14 protein-coding genes and 2 pseudogenes are annotated in these 18,829 nt (G+C 59.5%); 8 read left to right on the top strand and 8 right to left on the bottom strand.

The features are described 5' to 3' along the window. Window positions 1–447 precede the first annotated feature (447 nt). The 3 genes from Q2941_RS45725 to Q2941_RS45715 all read left to right on the top strand — a co-directional run bounded on the left by Q2941_RS45725 (window position 448) and on the right by Q2941_RS45715 (window position 3,364). Window positions 448–2,034, top strand: a complete 1,587-nt coding sequence (locus Q2941_RS45725) for a tetratricopeptide repeat protein (protein ID WP_458196697.1) — start codon at window positions 448–450, stop codon at window positions 2,032–2,034. A 29-nt stretch (window positions 2,035–2,063) separates the two neighbouring features. After that, the gene (locus Q2941_RS45720; protein ID WP_458196696.1) at window positions 2,064–2,444 is read left to right on the top strand and encodes a hypothetical protein; all 381 of its coding nucleotides are present in this window, start codon (window positions 2,064–2,066) and stop codon (window positions 2,442–2,444) included. A gap of 341 nt (window positions 2,445–2,785) precedes the next feature. Further along, window positions 2,786–3,364: a phospholipase A2 family protein gene (locus Q2941_RS45715; protein WP_458196695.1), complete on the top strand. Its 579-nt coding sequence runs from the start codon at window positions 2,786–2,788 to the stop codon at window positions 3,362–3,364. Window positions 3,365–3,546: 182 nt separating this feature from the next. On the opposite strand, the gene Q2941_RS45710 is transcribed toward Q2941_RS45715, so the two are convergent. Both Q2941_RS45710 and Q2941_RS45705 read right to left on the bottom strand, forming a co-directional pair. Beyond that, complete coding sequence (locus Q2941_RS45710; protein WP_458196694.1) at window positions 3,547–4,806, bottom strand: tetratricopeptide repeat protein; 1,260 nt, start codon at window positions 4,804–4,806, stop codon at window positions 3,547–3,549. 85 nt (window positions 4,807–4,891) lie between these two features. After that, window positions 4,892–5,110 (bottom strand): annotated as a pseudogene (locus Q2941_RS45705) (adenylate/guanylate cyclase domain-containing protein); the annotation flags it as partial. A gap of 264 nt (window positions 5,111–5,374) precedes the next feature. Between Q2941_RS45705 and Q2941_RS45700 the strand changes: the two are divergent. After that, on the top strand, window positions 5,375–6,310 hold the full coding sequence (locus Q2941_RS45700; RefSeq protein WP_458196693.1) for a DUF5996 family protein: 936 nt from the start codon (window positions 5,375–5,377) through the stop codon (window positions 6,308–6,310). 854 nt (window positions 6,311–7,164) lie between these two features. Here Q2941_RS45700 and fabF read toward each other — a convergent pair. The 4 genes from fabF to Q2941_RS45680 form a co-directional block, all read right to left on the bottom strand. Next, window positions 7,165–8,427 carry a beta-ketoacyl-ACP synthase II gene (gene fabF, locus Q2941_RS45695; protein ID WP_458196692.1) on the bottom strand — a complete coding sequence of 421 codons (1,263 nt, stop codon included), beginning with the start codon at window positions 8,425–8,427 and terminating at the stop codon, window positions 7,165–7,167. 69 nt (window positions 8,428–8,496) lie between these two features. Continuing rightward, the gene (locus tag Q2941_RS45690) at window positions 8,497–8,688 is read right to left on the bottom strand and encodes a hypothetical protein (protein WP_458196691.1); all 192 of its coding nucleotides are present in this window, start codon (window positions 8,686–8,688) and stop codon (window positions 8,497–8,499) included. A gap of 31 nt (window positions 8,689–8,719) precedes the next feature. After that, the gene (locus tag Q2941_RS45685) at window positions 8,720–9,571 is read right to left on the bottom strand and encodes an alpha/beta fold hydrolase (RefSeq protein WP_458196690.1); all 852 of its coding nucleotides are present in this window, start codon (window positions 9,569–9,571) and stop codon (window positions 8,720–8,722) included. Window positions 9,572–9,602: 31 nt separating this feature from the next. Further along, the gene (locus Q2941_RS45680) at window positions 9,603–10,181 is read right to left on the bottom strand and encodes a TetR/AcrR family transcriptional regulator (protein WP_458196689.1); all 579 of its coding nucleotides are present in this window, start codon (window positions 10,179–10,181) and stop codon (window positions 9,603–9,605) included. Window positions 10,182–10,396: 215 nt separating this feature from the next. Here Q2941_RS45680 and Q2941_RS45675 point away from each other — a divergent pair, with 215 nt between their 5' ends. The 4 genes from Q2941_RS45675 to Q2941_RS45660 all read left to right on the top strand — a co-directional run bounded on the left by Q2941_RS45675 (window position 10,397) and on the right by Q2941_RS45660 (window position 15,424). After that, window positions 10,397–11,500, top strand: coding sequence for an efflux RND transporter periplasmic adaptor subunit (locus tag Q2941_RS45675; protein ID WP_458196688.1), 1,104 nt, complete (start codon window positions 10,397–10,399; stop codon window positions 11,498–11,500). Then, complete coding sequence (locus tag Q2941_RS45670; protein ID WP_458196687.1) at window positions 11,500–14,610, top strand: efflux RND transporter permease subunit; 3,111 nt, start codon at window positions 11,500–11,502, stop codon at window positions 14,608–14,610. Before Q2941_RS45675 ends, Q2941_RS45670 begins: the two co-directional genes overlap by 1 nt. A gap of 297 nt (window positions 14,611–14,907) precedes the next feature. Next, window positions 14,908–15,138, top strand: a complete 231-nt coding sequence (locus tag Q2941_RS45665) for a hypothetical protein (protein ID WP_458196686.1) — start codon at window positions 14,908–14,910, stop codon at window positions 15,136–15,138. After that, window positions 15,128–15,424, top strand: coding sequence for a hypothetical protein (locus Q2941_RS45660; protein WP_458196685.1), 297 nt, complete (start codon window positions 15,128–15,130; stop codon window positions 15,422–15,424). The genes Q2941_RS45665 and Q2941_RS45660 overlap by 11 nt, the downstream gene beginning before the upstream one ends. Before the next feature lie 179 nt (window positions 15,425–15,603). Here Q2941_RS45660 and Q2941_RS45655 read toward each other — a convergent pair whose 3' ends face one another. Together Q2941_RS45655 and Q2941_RS45650 are read right to left on the bottom strand one after the other, a co-directional pair. Further along, complete coding sequence (locus Q2941_RS45655) at window positions 15,604–18,099, bottom strand: bifunctional diguanylate cyclase/phosphodiesterase (RefSeq protein WP_458196684.1); 2,496 nt, start codon at window positions 18,097–18,099, stop codon at window positions 15,604–15,606. 525 nt (window positions 18,100–18,624) lie between these two features. After that, window positions 18,625–18,829: pseudogene (locus Q2941_RS45650) on the bottom strand (hypothetical protein); the annotation flags it as partial.

The following is an 18,829-nucleotide window of genomic DNA, read 5'->3' as shown; positions in this document are numbered from 1 at the left end:
ACGCCTCATCAATTCTCCCTCAGAATCACGGGAGAATCATAACAGCGGCACTATGTTTTCACACAGCCAGGGTCATTTGCGACTGAGCCGGGCAGTGCTCGCTATCAATCGATGTCCGCTTCGGTCCCGATAGCAACCGCTTTTGAGCAGACGCAGCAAATGACGCGAGGGGCCAACAGGAGACAATCGTCGCACTTGATGGGCGCTCTCAATGCGCCTTTCAAAACAGATGAAACAGGTGTCGGACAACCGAGACGCCTTAGTGCCTCGCCGGTATTTAGAACCCTGGCCGAGGCACGATACGAGCATAAATTGTCAGCACAGCTGACATGCCTCAACAAGGAAAGAGGGCAAAGCGGAATGCCGATGCATGGTCGGCCTCAAGAAAACGGTCTAATCTACGCGATGGCTCGGTGGAAAGTTGATATTTTTGCCTGGAGCTAGATCATGATCAAAACGCCATTCGCAATTGCTGCTGCGGCCGCAGTGGGACTTTCGCTCGCGCAACCGGCGTTGGGGCAATCAGACAGCAGTCAGCTCGGCACTGTGCATTTCGACACATCGTGCAAACCAGAAGCGCAGAAACTTTTCGACCGCGGGATGCTGTACCAGCACTCGTTCTGGTACCGCGCGTCGCAACAAGTGTTTGGAGACGTGCTGAAGGCCGACCCTGAGTGCGGTGTAGCCTACTGGGGCATCGCGCTCAGCCTGTTATGGAATCCCCACGTTCCGACGCCTGCGAAGAACCTCGCCGGGGGCGCTGACGCGATCGCAAAGGGAAAGAGCGTCGGCACCAAGACCCAGCGCGAGCGCGACTACCTGGATGCGCTCGGCGCCATGTACGCCGACTACGAAAAAGTCGATCACCGTACGCGCATGCAGGCTTACGCCAAGGCCATGGAACAACTAGCACAGCGCTATCCCAACGATGATGAAGCGCAGATCTATTATGCGCTCGCCCTAAACACCTCGGCTTCGCCGGCCGACAAGACCTACGCCAACCAGCTCAAAGGTGCGGCAATCCTTGAGCCGATCGCAATACGCCAGCCACAACATCCCGGTGTGGCGCATTACCTCATCCACCTCTACGACTATCCGCCGATCGCCGAGAAAGGCCTTGAGGCCGCCCGACGCTATGCCAAGGTCGCGCCAGCGGCAGCACATGCGCAGCACATGCCATCGCACATCTTCACGCGCGTCGGCTATTGGAAGGAGTCGATTGCGTCCAATGTCGAATCGTCGCGTGTCGCGAACGCGGACAAAGAGGGCCATGATCAGCTGCACGCCATGGATTACCTGGTCTACGCCTATCTACAACTCGGGCAGGACGAGAAAGCCGCAGCTGTTATCGACGAAATGAACGCAGTCACCGGGTTCACCGAGACCTTCATCGCCGGACCATATGCGCTGGCCGCTGCGCCGGCACGCTACGCGGTGGAGCGCGGCGATTGGAAGGCTGCGGCGGCGCTTCAAGTCCGCGCCAGCCCCCTGGCTCACGTGCAGGCGGTGACCCATTTCGCGCGAGCGCTAGGCGCAGCCCGCTCGGGCAATCCTGAAGCCGCCAAGGCTGATATCGCCAAGCTCGCCGAGTTGCGGGACAAGCTGCGAGATGCGAAGGACGCTTATTGGTCGGAGCAAGTAGACATTGAGCGGCAGGTCGCAACCGCCTGGAGGCTCTATGCCGAGGGCAAGCGCGACGACGCTCTGAAAGTGATGAGCGCAGCGGCCGATGCTGAGGACAAGACCGAGAAGCATCCGGTGACGCCGGGCGTACCCAAGCCGGCACGCGAACTCTATGGTGTCATGCTGCTCGAGAGCGGTAACGCCAAGGACGCGCTCGGCGCGTTTGAAGCGACGCTGAAGAAGGAACCAAACCGGCTGGGCGCCTATGCGGGCGCGGCGAAGGCCGCGGAAAAGTCCGGTGAGTCCGCCAAGGCTCATGAGTATTACAGCAAGGTCGTCGCGATCGCCGATGCTGCGGATAGTACCCGGACCGAGGTTACCGACGCGCGCGCGTTCCTGACGAAGCGCTGATGGGCATGCGGATACCACGGGAGCATGTCGTGAGAGCAATCTTTGTGTCTATCGTTCTGAGTGCTCTCGCGACACCGGCTGTCGCTCAATCGCTTCAGGTCATCGGATACTCCGGCTATCTCGGCGAGTGGGAGTTGACCGCCACCGTCACGGAAACGATTTCCGACCATATAAAGGAATACTCCGGACCATTAACGTTGAAGCACGTCGGTGTGTGCACTCAGGATGGTCCGGAGGAGAAGACTGGTGAAATGCGGTTTCAGATATCGGCCTCATCATCCCAATTGAATGCGACATTGTCGGTTGCCGGCGTCGAATGCACCTACAGCGGACGATTGTCAGACTCTTACACAGGCACGATCGATTGCCCCGGTCGACAAGCCGCTCCACTCAAGCTATGGGTGCGATAGTTGCCCGCCAAGAGGCGCTCCCCTTGGAGCGAGCGCGACGTCGCCTATGGGTCATTCTCGACCGAGTCAGCCGGTCTTGCCTGCCATTTGGATGTCCGCCTCGACTTGAAAGCGACAAATCTCGCGCGGCGGCGCGATATATCGCAAAGGGCCAACTGCAGACGAAGGCTGCAATGCTGCGCGAGAAGTGCAGTCCCGCTGACCTTCCGAGTTCGTATCCGAACCTTTGCGGGAATTTGGAGAACCCGTAGTGAACAGATTCACTAGTGCATCGGAGACCTCCTGGAATAGTCTGGGCCGACCATGCGCAGTCCAGTAATCTGGAGTTCGAGGAGAGAGCCATGTCGTTCATCAATTGGGACGCTACATTTCACTTCGACCCGCACGACCCCTTGAATGCCTTCGCCACCCACGGAATCCCGGTGCCCACCTACGGCAACTACGGCGGCCCCGGCTACACCGCAGGCCAGTTCGGTGTCACGACGCCTGAGCCTTCGCAACTCACGCCCGAAACACAGCCCGTCGATCAACTAGATCAGCTATTCTACCAACATGACCTCGTACATCAGCACTTCCGCGACGGGGGGGCCACGTTTTCCGACATCGTCAATGCGGATATTACGCTGATCGTGGGCATGGCTGCCCTGGACTACACCGATCCCGGTAAGCCGAACTATGATCCCGAAGCAGGCCTCTACGAGGGGCTTTCGACGTTTGGCACCGTTCTCAAGCTTGAGACCGAGCTTAAGAGCGTTCACAGCGACATTACGCAACTCCCCAACTACTCTGAAATCGTGAGCGACACCCAGGAGGCATTCGTGAACTTCGCCGCCGGCCTCGCTGAGGCGCCGTCCGAAGCGAGGACGCTACACGCGGCGCTTCCACTATTTGAGCACCACTTTCATGACTTGCTGATTTAGACGTGGCTGTAGCTTCCGCCTCAACTGAGCAACGCCGTATCGCTGTGATTTGATCTCAAAGGCTGTGCATGTAGGCCGAACAACCTGCACAGCTGAGGCTGTCCAGGTTATGAGGCCCGGCTCATAGGGTCGGTGACAAGCTGAGAACCCAGCGACGACGACTCCGAGGCGCCGCATCAGGATCATTCGGGAAGACCTGAAGCGCGCATTGCTTCGATAAGAGGTCCCGCGAGTATCGGCACGCAACCGATGGCGGAGCATTGACCGTTGCTGTTGAAGTTAGGCTGAAGTTGCATCACGCGGTCGGCAGCAGCTTTGGCATCCTTTATTCGCCCGAGCTTTGCTAGCGCCGCAGCTAGAAACATGTGCGAGACACTGAAACCTGGCTTGCTACGAATGGCTCGTTGCGCTGCAACTGCAGCATCTTCATAACGCCCACGAAGAAAATGACCCATGCAAATGCCATGCAGCGCTGCTGTAATCCATGGATCGAATGGGCTTAGGCGAATGCCCCGTTCGCCCCATTCAATAGCGCGCTCCGCTTCCCCTCCCCAACCCAAAATCAATGAACCCCAGGAATACGCCCATGCTGCCGATGGGGAAATTGCAAGGGCGGCCTCGAAGGTTTCCTGAGCCAAGGCACGATCATGTTCGACAAGCCCAATCGCGATCGCGGCATAGACCAGTGCGGGGGCGTCGTCTGGACCGAGCGCAATGGCAGCATGCGCGTGCTGTATTGCCGCTACACGGTTGTCTTCGCGCCTTCCCGCTCGCAGATATAGTATCTCATTACAAAACGCGGTTTGGCCGTGCGCAAGCGCATAGTTCGGCTCAAGCAAAAGCGCGCGCTGCAGGAGTGGTACTGCTTGCGACGCGCCGTCCGGCATTCCAGTGTCAACTAGCGGTGTCGCACGCAGTACAAGATCGTACGCGTCGAGATTTTCGGGCCGTTTACGCTTGGCCCGTTCAATTTCAGCTTGACGCACGCTGGGCTCGATTGCGGCGACCGTGCTCAAGGTTATCTCATCCTGCAACGCAAAGATGTCATCGACGGCGCGGTCGTAGCGATCCGCCCAAATATGGGCCCTTGTCTCCGCGTCAATGAGCTGCGCTGTAATCCGTACTCGACCGCTTGCCTTTCGCACGCTGCCTTCCAATACGTAACGAACACCTAGTTCTCGTCCAACTCGCTTGATGTCGACCGACTGGCCCTTATAGGTAAAGCTCGAATTGCGAGCGATCACGAACAGCCATTTGAAACGGGACAGTGCAGTGATGATGTCCTCGACCATCCCATCAGCGAAATACTCCTGCTCGGCATCGCCACTCATGTTCTGGAACGGCAAGACGGCAATAGAGGGCTTGTCGGGAAGGGGAATCGGCTTTGGTGCTTCCGCGGCAGCTTGTAGTGCCGCGATGGAGTCGGCAGGCTTGGCGACCACCGTAGACCCGCACGGGCTCTTCGATATTCTTAACCTGCTGTGTCCCCAAATCGGTAAACGTAATCGGCAGAACTTTCCGCACCTGCTCATACGTCGTTCCGGAGATGCAAACCCCACCCGGCTCCGCCAGCGTCTGCAACCGCGCTGCGATGTTCACACCGTCGCCGAACAGATCGCCCGCACGAACCATCACGTCACCCACGTGGATACCAATGCGGAAATTGATGCGCTTGTCCGCTTGCAAGCTGGCGTTCGCTTCCGCCAGAGCGGCCTGCGCCTCGGCCGCACACTGTACTGCGTCCACAGCGCTGCCGAACTCGGCGAGTGACTTTGGCGAATGACCGCTTTGCGCCACAAGCGCCGCTCTCGGTCCGATGGATATGCTGAGCACATCGGTTAGGCCCAAAACTAGGCTCTGTCTTCGGTGCGAAGTTGCGCAATATAGCGTGACAATGGCAGACTAACTCTACTCGCGTTTCATCGTCTAGCTTTGAGCACCGAATGGACCTCGCCTAACATTATCTCGGTGCTGTGACCACTCGGATGAAGCTTAGTTGGAGGAAGCACTGTGAACGCAAACTGGCCAGACATCCCGTTCGAGAACTGGCGCGAGACATGTTCCGCGCTCCATATGTATTCGCAGGTTGTGGGTAAGTACCGACTTGCACGAACGCCTTGGCTCAACCATTCTTGGCACGCGACCCTCTACGTTAACGCACGTGGGTTGACGACTTCGCTGGTACCGGACGGGGCTGGCATTGAGATCACCCTTGATCTCCGGAAACATGCCGTCATCGGAGAAGCAGCAGACGGGCGCACGACTGAGCTTCCGTTAGGACCGATGTCTGTGGCTGACTTCTATGCATATTTCCTCGAACTCGTTCGGCGTATTGGGGGCACGCCGGAGCTTCACGGCCGACCCAGCGAGGTGCCCGCTCCCATCTCATTTCGCGATGATCGGCAAACGAGACCCTACGATGCTGCAGCCGTGACAAGGTTCTTCGAGGCGCTCGTGCTCGCCAACAATGTATTCACCCGATTTCGAACCGGCTTCATCGGAAAGGCTAGTCCCGTTCATCTCTTTTGGGGCAGCTTTGATCTAGCGGTCACGCGCTTCTCCGGACGCCCCGCGCCCCTACATCCGGGTGGCATTCCTTCTTTGCCGGACGAGGTGACCCGCGAGGCATACAGTCATGAAGTCTCGTCGGCAGGTTTTTGGCCGGGCGGCGGCGGCACGGATTTTGCGGCTTTTTACTCCTATGCCTATCCCGCTCCTGCAGGTCTTGCGGACGCGAAAGTGATGCCCGATGGAGCCTACTTCGACCGGAAGCTCGGGGAATTTCTCCTGCCTTACGATGTGGTGAGACAATCAGCTGCCCCGGAGGTAGCGCTGATGGCCTTCCTGGAGAGCACATATCTGGCCGCAGCCGACCTCGGACATTGGGATCGTAGAGCCCTCGATTGTCCCACTGGCGTAGCCCGCCGACCGCGGCCATTGAGCTAAGGGGCCCAAGGTCCCACAGCTGATTTTCAACTTGAAGAAAGCGAAATCGATAAACTCTGAATTATCGGCAAGTTTGATCGCTCGCGTCGACGAGGTGGTTGAATAGCTTGGTCGCCATGTCGGCTTCTGGTTCGCTGATCTGCAACCAGATGGCTTCGCTGTCTGGTTCTGAGGTGATTGTGTTGAAAAAGTCGCACTCGCGAAAGCACCTATAGCGCCAATAAATCAAGTGGCATGACCTGGACGGCCTTTATCTTACTGTTGGTGATGGCGATCGCAGCCTCGAAGTTCGTGCGCCATTCGCTCGCGGTGCTCGTCGCGATAGTGACGATCGTCACACTGGTCTGGATTTTGGCGGGGCACCCTCGGGATCCGCCACTTGGAGGCACTCGTTCGAGTTCGACGTCTCGCAGTACTCCATAGGTCGGCCGTGGAATTTGGCGGGGCCAAACCCCTCAGCGGTGCCACGGCAATGGAGTAAGCAGTGGTCGTTAGACTCGATTCGTTTGGCGCGCCCATTACCGCCGAGCACCTCGCCTCGGCATTGACCCTAAACCACTTATGCCGAGGTCGCCTTTCGGCTCGATCCCGCTTCCGGCTTAACGTGCCGGGGATGACCGAAAAAGGCCAGCGCGATCGCTCTTGGGAGAGACTTTGAGCGGTTATTCTCTGCCTAGCGAGAGCACCTGAGCCGCAGCGGTAGAGCAAGTTTTTTTCTAATTTCTCTCCCTCCGCCATCTGCGCGATTTTGTGCGCCACACTTCGAACCTCTGCGATCCCAAACAGCGCCGTTGAGCGCCTGTGAGGCCGTGTCGGCAATCTCCTGAATCTTTCCCACGCGCTGAGTGAATCCCTCATTGCCAACGTCGAAAGATGACGCTCGCGTTGACGCCGCCGAAGCCGAATCCGTTGGAAATCGCATATTCCATTGGCATACGCCGTGCCTCGCGGGCCACGATGTCGACGCCTTGGGCCGCCGTGTCGCCATTGTCGAGATTGAGGGTGGGCGGTGCCACCTGGTCCCGTAGCGCGAGGATTGTGAAGATTGCTTCGGCTCCGCCGGCTGCGCCGAGCAGATGACCCGTTGCCGATTTTGTGGCGCTCACGGCAATCTTTCCCTCGCGGCCGAACACGGCCTTGATCGCTTCCAGTTCGGAAACGTCGCCAACCGGCGTCGAGGTGGAATGGGCGTTGAGATGCTGGATGTCACCAGGCCTGAGGCTGGCCTGCCGTAACGCGCCTTCCATGGCACGGCGCGCGCCGTCGCCGTCCTCGGGTCCTGACGTGATGTGGTAGGCATCGGCCGTCGTGCCATAGCCGACGATTTCGGCGAGCGGTTTGGCGCCGCGGCGGGTCGCATGCTCCAGCTCTTCAATGACGAGGATACCGGCGCCTTCGCCCATGACGAAGCCATCGCAGTCGCGATCAAAGGGGCGGGACGCGCGCGCCGGCGTGTCGTTGAAGCCCGTCGAAAGCGCCCGGGCGGAGGCGAACCCGCCAAGGCTCACTAGGTCGATGCAGGCTTCCGAGCCACCGCAAATCGCAACGTCGGCTTCTCCGGTTCGGATGAGACGTGCGGCATCGCCGATCGCCTGCACGCTTGCGGCACAGGCAGTGACGGGTGTACCGACCGGCCCCTTGAAGCCGTAGCGGATCGAGATATGGCCGGCTGCGAGATTTGCGAGGAAGGACGGCACGGTGAAAGGCGAGAGGCGCCTCACGCCGCGCTGATCGGTGGTGCGAACCGCATCGACGATCGCCGGAAAGCCTCCGATGCCGGATGCGATCACGGTGGCCGTGCGCTCCATGGCATGCGCGTTCGAAGGGATCCACGCCGCCTGTGCTATGGCCTCGGATGCTGCGGCGAGGGCGAACAGGATGAAGCGATCCATCCTCCGCTGATCCTTGGGAGGAACGACCAGATCCGGATCGAAGCCACCATCCTGGTCGTCGATTTTGGTCTGAACGATTCCGGCGACGCGTATGGGAAGGACAGCCGCCCACTCCGGGAGCGCTGCAAGTCCTGAACGGGCCGAGAGCAGCCGGGACCATACCAGCTCACTGCCGCAGCCCAGCGGTGACACGAGTCCCAATCCGGTAACGACGATGCGATGCATGATCAGAGGACCTTCGAGGTCGGCTTGGCTGTCGGTCGGGAAATTGGTGTCTGTCGGGAGCGTCGGCGTTCACGATTGCAATTGATAAACACGGTCAGCCGGCCCAACCAGCGTTGCTTGGGACTGGATCTGAAGACCTTCAACTTCGCGCTCAAGCTTTGCGACACGATCTTCCAGCCCGAACATGTAGTCGCCGCGCGGATCGTCCATGCTCAGGGCCGCGGCCCATTCATTCATGCTCTGCCAAAAGCGCTTGAACATCGTTGCGCACTCCTGCGTTTGATCATTGCTGTCATTCTGTCGCCAGTATCACGCGAGCCAGTTCCGACGGATTCTCGACAGCTGAGAAGTGGCCGGTATTTTTCAGAGTTAACATCCGTGGGGCAGGGATCAGCAACCGCGTGCGCTCGCGCTCATCTGGTCGAGACCAATCGCTATCGCCATAGATGAGCGTCACGGGCGCCGAAATCTGCCGATAATAGTCCCGTGCCTTGCTCCAGGATTGCCAGCCTGCCAGCACCTTGCGCGCGATCTGCTTGTATCCCGGGCGACGAGCTGCCTCGTCGAATTCAGCAAGCAGATCGGCCGGCAGTTTGCGTGCATCGTGATATCCGCCGCCCATGATCTTGCCGAGGACGATCTTGTTTTCGAGCGATGCATTGATCGCGCCGAGCACCGGGATCTGCAAGCTTCCGATGATGAAGTTCGCGAACCAATTACCGCGTCGAATACCGTCGCCGTAGCGGGTCTCGTAATCGTAGGGGTTGATTGCATAGACCCGATTTACCCGCTGCGGAAGCGATGCCGCTACGGTAAGGGCCAATGCCCCGCCGATCGATTCGCCAACGAGCGTCACGTTGGAGAGGTCTAGCTCCTCGATGAAGCGAATGACGGCTCGCCTGAAGTAGGGTTCGTCGAAGTTCGCATTCGGATCGATTGGTGAGTGGCCGTGACCCGGGAGGTCAATGGCGTACACCGTGTGCGATCCGGCGAGGAGGGGCGCAAGACTGCGGAAGTACTCGAGCTGCGTCCGGATCGTATGCAAGAGGAGCAGGGGAGGCCCGCTGCCGGTCTTTTGAAAACGTACGCTTAGTTTGTCCGATATCTTCAGCAAACTTGGTTTGGCTTCGGTCATGCTGAGCATTCGATCTCTCCGTGCTTTGAGGCGCACGCTTTCAAGCGGCAGCGACGTCGCGAACCTGTTCGGCCGCGGCATCCAGAAGCGCCTGAGCCAGATCAGGGTCGTTGACGACGCGCGATAGCGTCACCGCGCCGACCATCGTTGCGAGAATGGCCATGGCCTTGCCCCGCGAGGCCTCGTCGCCGGTCCCGGAGATGAAGCGGCCAAGCACGTCGAGATGCGCTTTGATTCCCGCTTCGAATTCCGCCTTCACGTCCGGGCCCTGTCGGGCGGCATCTGCGCCGAGCGCCACGATCGGGCAGCCGTCCATCTTTTCTCCGCGATGGTCGCCACTGAGGTAAAACCCGATCACCGCGCCGAGGGGATCGTCAGGATGTGCCGCGGCCGCGTCTGACCATCGGCCGGACGCGCTCTCCAATGCACGCTTGGACGCCTCAACCGCCAGATCCTCTTTTGATGCGAACTGCTTGTAGAAGGCGCCTTGGGTTAGCCCGGCACCCTTCATCAGATCCTTGAGGCCAATGCCATCAAAGCCGCGCTCCCTGAAGAGGCGACTTGCCACATTGATCACGGTTTGGCGGTTCTCGGCCGCTTGGGTGCGACTCACTCGCATCGTGGATCTCCATTTGGATTTCGTTCGACTTCTATATACAAGTTAGCGTTCGAACGCAATCTATCAAGATGCATGGCTGGATTTGGCCGCCGGACGAGGAAAGACCCCGGTTTTCCGGGCATCACGTTCGCGTTAGCGCCCTAAAAATAGATTGCGATCGAAATCTAATTTACGTATAGAAGTCGAGTGAAATCTAAAATCCAAAGGAGACGGTCATGATGAGGGGTGTTGCGGTGCTGGCCGGTATTTTGGTCCCGGCGGGGGTGGCGACCTTCGTTGCTCTTGCGATTCCGGCTCATGAAGCCTCTGCGGTCAGTGACCCGAGGCAGGAGCCCCCGATGGTGCGTCTGGTGACGGCCACGCCGGTCAACGGATCCGAGCGCGGTTTCACCGGCACCATCGGCGCGAGAGTGGAAAGCAATCTCGGTTTTCGCGTTGCCGGGAAGATCGTCGAACGACTCGTGAATGTCGGTGAGCAGGTCAAATCCGGCCAGCCGCTGATGCGGATCGACGAAACCGATCTGCGTCTGGCGGTCGCAGCGAAGCGCAACGCAGTCGCCGCGGCGCGTGCAGTTGTCGTTCAGACCGACGCCGACGAGAGGCGCTACGCCAACCTCGTGAACGACGGTTGGGCTTCAAAGCAACGCTACGAGCAGGCGAAGGCCGCATCGGATACCGCCAAAGCGCAGCTTGCCGCGGCGGAAGCCGACGCGGGGGTCGCGGAGAACCAGGCGACCTATTCCGTGCTGCTTGCGGATGCCGACGGAACGGTCACCCAAACGCTTGGCGAGCCCGGCCAAGTGGTCTCCGCCGGTCAAGCGGTCGTTCGGTTGGCACAGTCCGGTCCTCGTGAAGCGGTGGTGGCGCTTCCCGAAACGACGCGGCCGGCGATTGGCTCGCTCGCCGAAGCGAGCCTCTATGGGAGCGATGGGCGCCGCTATACGGCGCATCTCCGGCAGTTGTCGGATTCCGCCGATCCCCAGACCCGTACCTATGAGGCTCGCTACGTTCTCGATGGCGACGCCGCGGCGGCTCCGCTTGGCGCGACGGTCACCATTCGGCTTGCAAGCCAGGATAGTCAACCAGAAGTGCAGGTGCCGCTGGGAGCCGTGCTCGATGACGGCAGAACGACCGGCGTTTGGGTCTTCGATAGCGCGACTTCGACCGTACGCCTGCAGCCCATCAAGCTTCTGCGTGTGACCAGCGAGACGGCCGTTATCTCCGGATCGAACTCCGGCGACCAGATTGTTTCCCTGGGCGCTCATCTCCTGCACGAGGGCGCTCGCGTCAGGACCGCGTCGGACAGCAGGAGCAACTGATGAGATTCAATCTTTCCGCGGTCGCCGTTCGCGAGCGGGCCGTCACCCTGTTCTTCATCCTCCTGCTGGCGGCCGCGGGCGTCTACGCCTTCATCATGCTCGGACGGGCCGAGGACCCGTCCTTCACCATCAAGACCCTGACGGTCACCACCGTGTGGCCGGGCGCGACGGCAAGCGAGATGCAGGACCACGTCGCCGAACCCCTGGAAAAGCGGATTCAGGAACTGACCTGGTATGACCGGGTGGAGACGACCACGCGACCCGGTTATGCCTACATGACGGTGACGCTGAAGGACAGCACGCCGGCGTCGAGCGTGCAGGAGGAGTTCTACCAGGCCCGCAAGAAGCTCGGAGACGAAGCGCGCAAGTTGCCGTCGGGCGTGCTCGGCCCCTTCGTCAACGACGAATATTCGGACGTGAGCTTCGGACTTTATGCGCTCAAGGCCAAGGGCATGCCGATGCGCGAGCTCGCCAGGCAAGCCGAGGTGATCCGTCAGGACCTCCTGCACGTGCCCGGCGTCAAGAAGATCAACATCCTCGGCGAACGTCCCGAACAGATCTTCGTCGAGTTTTCCTATGCCAAGCTGACGACCCTCGGCGTATCGGCACAGGATATCGTTGCCGCCTTGCAGCGGCAGAACACGGTGACACCAGCAGGCTCGATTGACACCAAGGGACCGCAGGTCTTCATCCGGGTCGACGGCGCTTATGACAGCGTCCAGGCGATCGCCGACACCCCGATTGTCGCTGCCGGGCGAACGCTGAAGCTTTCCGACATTGCCGAGGTCCGCCGCGGCTACGAGGATCCTCCCACCTACATCATCCGACACCAAGGTGAGCCCACGATCATGCTCGCGGCGGTGATGCAGGAGGGCTGGAATGGTCTGGCGCTCGGCAAGGCGCTGGAGGAGAGGTCCGCCGCGATCGCTGGGACCCTGCCGCTCGGGATGACCCTGGCCAAGGTCAGCGATCAGGCAGTCAACATCACCTCGGCGGTCGACGAGTTCATGATGAAGTTCGCGATGGCGCTCGGCGTGGTGCTGCTGGTGAGCCTGCTCAGCCTCGGCTGGCGGGTCGGCATCGTCGTGGCGGCTGCCGTCCCCCTGACGCTCGCCGTCGTGTTCCTCATCATGCTGGAGACCGGCCGGTTCTTCGACCGCATCACGCTCGGCGCCCTCATTCTCGCGCTTGGTCTTCTCGTCGACGACGCCATCATCGCCATCGAAGTGATGGTGGTGAAGATGGAAGAGGGCATGGACCGTATCTCGGCGGCGGCCTATGCGTGGAGCCACACGGCGGCACCGATGCTGTCCGGAACACTCGTGACGATCGCAGGATTCCTGCCAGTGGGCTTCGCGCGCTCGACGGCCGGCGAATATGCCGGCAACATCTTCTGGGTCGTGGGCTTCGCCCTCATCGTCTCCTGGATCGTCGCGGTGATCTTCACGCCCTATCTTGGCGTCAAGATGCTACCCGCGATCAAGCCGGTCGAAGGCGGTCACCACGCGATCTACGGCACGCCCAACTATCAGCGCCTGCGAGGACTCATCACCTTCGCCGTCCGCCACAAGTTCCTGACCTGCAGCATCGTCGCTGTCGCCTTCGCGCTTTCCGTCGTCGGCATGGGTGGCGTCAAGCAGCAGTTCTTCCCGACCTCCGACCGCCCGGAAGTGCTGGTGGAGGTTCGCCTACCGGAAGGCACCAGCATCGAGACGACGACCGCCACCGTCGAGAAGCTCGAGACTTGGCTGCACGATCAAACCGAGGCCAAGATCATCACGAGCTATGTCGGCCAGGGTGCGCCGCGCTTCTTCTTTGCGATGGCGCCCGAGCTGCCCGATCCGGCATTCGCAAAGATCGTCGTGCTGACGCCTGACGCAGAGGCGCGCGAGGCTTTGAAGCACCGGCTCCGACAGACCGTGTCACAGGGCCTTGCCCCCGAGGCCAATGTGCGCGTCACCCAGCTCGTGTTCGGACCCTATACGCCGTTCCCGGTGGAGTTTCGTGTGATGGGACCAGATCCCGCTCAATTATACGCCATCTCCCAGAAGGCTCTCGAAGTCATGCGAGGCGTTCATGACGTGCGGCAAGCAAATCGCGATTGGGGCGATCGCACGCCCGTGCTCCGCTTTATCCCGGATCAGGATCGATTGAACCTGATCGGCCTTTCGCCGGCCGAGGTGGGCCGTCAACTCCAGTTCCTCCTCACCGGCATCGCCGTGACGCAGGTTCGTGAGGATATCCGCAATGTCCCCATCGTGGCACGCAGCGCCGGTGGCGAGCGGCTGGATCCGGCGCGTCTGGCGGATTTCTCATTGATGAGCCGGGATGGCCGCTCGATTCCGCTCGACCAGGTCGGCCATTCGGAAATCCAACTTGAAGAACCGATCCTGAAGCGCCGCGATCGCACACCGGTCGTCACCGTTCGCTCTGATATCAATGAGGCGACCCAACCTCCAGAAGTTTCAAAGGATATCAAGACGGCCCTTCAGCCGCTGATCGCATCCCTTCCGGCTGGCTATCGCATCGAGTTGGGCGGATCGATCGAGGAGGCAGCCAAGGCTAATGACGCGTTGGCGACGATCTTCCCGGCCATGATTGCCGCCATGCTGATCGTCGTCATGCTGCAGGTGCGGTCCTTCTCGACGATGGCGATGGTCGTCCTCACGGGACCGCTTGGCCTCGTCGGCGTCGTGCCGGCATTGCTCCTCTTCAACCAGCCCTTCGGGTTCAACGCGATCCTGGGCCTGATCGGACTGGCCGGCATCCTGATGCGCAACACTCTGATCCTGACCGAACAGATCAAGGAGAACCTTGCCGCCGGACTTGACGACTATCACGCCGTCATCGAGGCCACCGTGCAACGCACGAGGCCCGTGATCCTGACCGCGCTTGCTGCCGTGCTGGCCTTCATCCCTCTCACGCATTCCGTTTTCTGGGGATCGATGGCCTACACGCTGATTGGCGGCACCGCAGTCGGAACGGTGTTGATCCTGCTGTTCCTTCCCGCGCTCTATGCCACGTGGTTCCGGATCAAGCCGACCGCAGATGATATGCACGAGGCTTTGCACGAGAGGCCGGAATTGCAATCAGCATTGGCTGCCGAGTAGAGCTCTGTTGCTCCATAACATCAGCGATCCCTATTCTCGCAAGCGCCTTCTCGACGACAGCATCGGCAGAGCGCCGGTCGAGAGAGCTCAATTCGCGGGTGGCCAGAAAGTTATGGCGGACGACGATTGGCGACGCGAGCGTTCGATTTTTTCCAAGCTCGGCATGCAAATGGGCCGGCCACTTCAGGGATTACGTCCTGTCTAGCGACGTTTCCCGAGACCAAGTTCATCGCATTCGTCGCAAGCTTCGCCAAACTTTGGGTTGACGGTAGGAGCCGCCGCCAGGACTCGGAGGTAATGCGGGCGATCAAGGTGTCGATCCGCAATCTGGATCGCCTCAGATACCCCATCCGCCCGGGCAAATGGGTTATCACCCCGGTCGACGACAGTGTTTCTCCTTTCTTCACGGAAGACGAGATGGGCGTGATCCTCGACGCCAACAACGGGCTAATTGAAGGTTTGCTTCCGGACTACATTGATTGTCTTGGCGATCCTTTACGTCCGCCGCGGCGTTCGCATGCCCCATAACGACGGGCTCCGCCGGGAGCTTCATTACCTCAGCTCCTACTCCTTAGCCCTTGGGCCGGTCGAGCAGTTCGCCCAGGCTTGGACACTGGCAACGAAGGATAGTGGTGTACCGTCGATCTTCTCTGCTCCGGTTTCAGCAATCCAGCATCGTGTGGTTGCATTTGCCCCGTTTATCGACGGCATGGATCTCGCGCAGTTGGAGTTCGTCGTCGCGCCCCCGGTCGAGGAGACACCGCTTCGAGATGATGGGCTGCACGGAGGAATTCGCGAATTCAGCTTCCAATAAGCCAGCTTGCTTAAGACCGGCTAGTACAGAAATTCCATAACATTCGATGTGCGAATTTGGGCCGACTTGCGTCGGGCTTGAGCGCCTGCTTGCGAAAGATTGCTTGTTGCTCGCGGCCCTCGACTTAATTGCATGATTGCGTGAGGTGCAGACGTTCTGGCCGTTACTCGCAGCAAGATCTAACGATCCGCGTTCGTCAAGGTAGGTTTAGCAGTAGCCCGACCCTCGCCGACCCCGCAGCCGGAAGCGAGCGTCGGCGCTGTCACCTGATCCATCAAATTGCCGCCTTGAGAAAGCAAGCAGCCAATTCTCTCGGCCGAAACGGGTCGACTAAATAGAAAACCCTGAAATTCGTCGCAGCTATAACGCTTAAGGATCGCGTCTTGCTCGATAGTTTCCACTCCCTCCGCAACCACTGTCATGCCGAGCGCTTGTCCGAGCGTGATGATCGCAGCCGAGATCGCGCGGTCTTTCGGGCTTTCGCTTAGATCCTGGACGAAGCATCGATCGATCTTGATCGCATCGATGGGGAAATGTTTCATGAGAGACATCGACGAATGGCCGGTACCAAAGTCGTCGATTGCCAGCTTTACGCCCCGGCCGCTGATCGCTTTCATGGTGGCTGTCGCATGCTGAACATTTTGCATTACCATGCTCTCTGTGACCTCCAATTGAAGGAGCTGCGGAGCATGGCCCGTTTCGCACAGCACGCGGTCCAGAAACGCAAGTAGCCCATCATCCATGAATTGCTTCGGGGACAGATTGACTGCCATGGAAATGGCCGGAAGTCCTCTCGATTGCCAAAGCAGGTTCTGTCGGCAGGCAGCTTCGAGCACCCACCTGCCGATAGGGATAATCAATCCGCTCTCTTCAGCAACAGGTATGAACGTGCCCGGCGGGATCGTGCCGCGCTGTGGGTGATGCCAGCGAACAAGTGCCTCTACGCCGATCATACTGCCGGCGGCATCGACCTTGGGCTGATACTGCAGGAACAGCTCGTCGTTCGCGATCGCACGTCTCAGATCTGCTTCAAGTATCAAATTACCGAGGGTTTGAGGTTGCAAACTTACGGAAAAGAACCGATAGGCATTTTTGCCATCAGCTTTCGCGGCATACATCGCGGTATCGGCCTTCTTGACCAACTCCTCAGTTTCCGCGGCATCGCCGGGATAGACAGCGATTCCGATGCTGCAGCTGATGCGGCATTCGCATCCGCTTAGCAGTATGGGGGCTGCCAACGCTTCCAGCAGTCGCTGAGCGATCGCGCCAGCTTGCTCTCTCGAGGGCAGTTCATCGAGCAGAACCAAGAACTCGTCGCCACCTTGCCTGGCTAGGACATCCTCGGTTCGAATGCAGCCACGAATGCGTTTGGTGGCCTCAATCAGCATTTGATCGCCGGCGGAATGGCCCAGCGAATCGTTGATCAGTTTAAACCGATCCAAGTCGATGAACAGGATCGCGAATTGATGACTGCCATTTCTTGCTCGGCGATGGGCGTCGCTAAGCATCGTGTTGAACATCGATCTGTTTGGAATTCCTGTCAGAGCATCGTGTGTTGCAAGAAAGCGGATACGGTTTTCGGCGTCCCTTTTCGCATCGAGTCGATCGAAGTTGCTGATGGCAAATGATACGTTTTCTGCGAGACGTGCCAATAGTTCGACGATCTCAGGAGTAAATATCCCCTCCTTGCTAGCAAGGAAGAGCAGCACTCCGATCGTTTCGTTGTTCTTGAAGAGTGGGAAGCTCGCACCCGCACGAGTGCCCCCGCGCTCTGCCAACCTATGCCAATGCATGGTGCCGGCGTCCTTCAAGAACTCATTTTTGACGCAGGGTTGTCTGGTGCGAAATGCCGTTCCTGTTAGCCCTTTGCCCTGCGGGTGGTCGGCCGAGATAGAGAAGGCGGTGCTGAGAATACGGTCTGCATTCTGTCCCCTTGTGGACACGATTTTCATGAAATGATCGTGCGGCTGGGCCAAAGCAATAGTGGTCGAGGTAAAGTGACCGCCCAGGACGGCCGCTTCACAAACGAGGTCGAACAGCTCTTGGCGCGATTCCGCGCGCATCATTGCTTCGTTGGTCTTGTAGAGCGCAATGTACATGCGATTAAGTTCAGCTTCTTTGCTCTCGGCTTGCCGCTGTGCGCGCTCAGCCCGTCGCTGTCGTGCCGTTCCTTCGAACCGTTCAAGAGCGAAGGCAACATTCTCCACCACGCGTTCGAGCAGGGTGCTGATCTCGCGAGTGATCGAACCCGCCTGCTCAAAGCAGAACAGGAAGACACCGATGCTTCGGCCGCGTTGAACCAGTGGAACGGCCAATGTGGCGCCTACGCTGCACGCGATTGAATGCTCTCGCCAGGGTTTTAGGGTCTCATCATGGATGACGTCGTTGCTGATGATCGGGCAGCCGGAGCGACAAGCTCGCCCGGCAAGTCCGTGGTCGTACATCGAGGCCTCATCAACCGAAATGCTGATTTGAGGAATGAAGCCCGTCTGGCTCGTGGCCGCGTGGACGTGCAGGGATCCGATTTCGTCAGGCATGAGAACAGCAGTAATCCGGATGTGACCGCCATGGACGGCCGCATCACAAACCTTCTGGTAAAGCTCGGAGCTGTTCTTCGATCGCAGAATGGCTTCGTTCGTGGCGCTCAGGGCCGCAAACATGTGTCCTTGATCCATGACGTTCTCCCTGCTGCAAATGCTAGCGAGGAGGACGAAAGAATACGTTACCGTCCATGCTAGGAGAGACCAGGAGGCCGTTTATTTGATGGTAACGATCAATTGGAACTCAGACCGGGTCAGGTATCTCCGCACGCGCCCCAGGCCGGGGCAGGGGGCTATGGCCATGCTGGGCTCAAGCAACGCGGGAAGTAGGAAGGTCAATGGCTGACTTCTTCCATAACACCCGCGCAGCAAAGCCATTCCACCTCAACCTTCTAAAGATTAGGTTCTGTTGCATCGTGCTCACGATTTTTGGAGGCGCTTCAGACGGCGCAGCTCGCGGGGGTGCGGGAGGGGCGCGCCTTTCAAGCTCCAGATAGCGGAGCCAGCCAGGGCATTGATCAAACTACCCAAGGACGGCAGCCTCAGGGATGCTTGGCTTCTCACAGAGTAGCCTCACACTGCATCATCAGCTGCAAGACGCCCGATGCATTTAAGGATAAGCCGTGGTCTAAATTGCGCCACGCTGGCTAGCACAGCCTTCTACGGCGCCGTCTGACCCGGTTTGGCCGTGGATACGGCAACGACTCTATTTGTCGGCCTCGCCTCGGTAGCGCCGGTTATGCCTCGTTGCAAGGATTGCGGCGTACGCGTCTCGCTTCGATTCCGTAGGGCCGGCCGCTCCGACGAGTCCCGACCGATTTTGGATTGCAGCTCCGCGAGATCGGTGAAGACATCTGCCTGGCGG

The organism is Bradyrhizobium sp. UFLA05-153 (assembly GCF_054185185.1).
The sequence above is the reverse complement of the archived record's forward strand: the minus strand, read 5'-3'. Positions and strand labels throughout refer to the sequence as shown.

Coding starts and splice junctions, on each gene's coding strand:
- Q2941_RS45670 (WP_458196687.1), top strand. CDS start 11,500: ATGAGATTCAATCTTTCCGCGGTCGCCGTTCGCGAGCGGGCCGTCACC.
- Q2941_RS45655 (WP_458196684.1), bottom strand. CDS start 18,099: ATGGATCAAGGACACATGTTTGCGGCCCTGAGCGCCACGAACGAAGCC.
- fabF (WP_458196692.1), bottom strand. CDS start 8,427: ATGCATCGCATCGTCGTTACCGGATTGGGACTCGTGTCACCGCTGGGC.
- Q2941_RS45665 (WP_458196686.1), top strand. CDS start 14,908: ATGCGGGCGATCAAGGTGTCGATCCGCAATCTGGATCGCCTCAGATAC.
- Q2941_RS45725 (WP_458196697.1), top strand. CDS start 448: ATGATCAAAACGCCATTCGCAATTGCTGCTGCGGCCGCAGTGGGACTT.
- Q2941_RS45680 (WP_458196689.1), bottom strand. CDS start 10,181: ATGCGAGTGAGTCGCACCCAAGCGGCCGAGAACCGCCAAACCGTGATC.
- Q2941_RS45690 (WP_458196691.1), bottom strand. CDS start 8,688: ATGTTCAAGCGCTTTTGGCAGAGCATGAATGAATGGGCCGCGGCCCTG.
- Q2941_RS45660 (WP_458196685.1), top strand. CDS start 15,128: ATGCCCCATAACGACGGGCTCCGCCGGGAGCTTCATTACCTCAGCTCC.
- Q2941_RS45675 (WP_458196688.1), top strand. CDS start 10,397: ATGATGAGGGGTGTTGCGGTGCTGGCCGGTATTTTGGTCCCGGCGGGG.
- Q2941_RS45715 (WP_458196695.1), top strand. CDS start 2,786: ATGTCGTTCATCAATTGGGACGCTACATTTCACTTCGACCCGCACGAC.
- Q2941_RS45685 (WP_458196690.1), bottom strand. CDS start 9,571: ATGCTCAGCATGACCGAAGCCAAACCAAGTTTGCTGAAGATATCGGAC.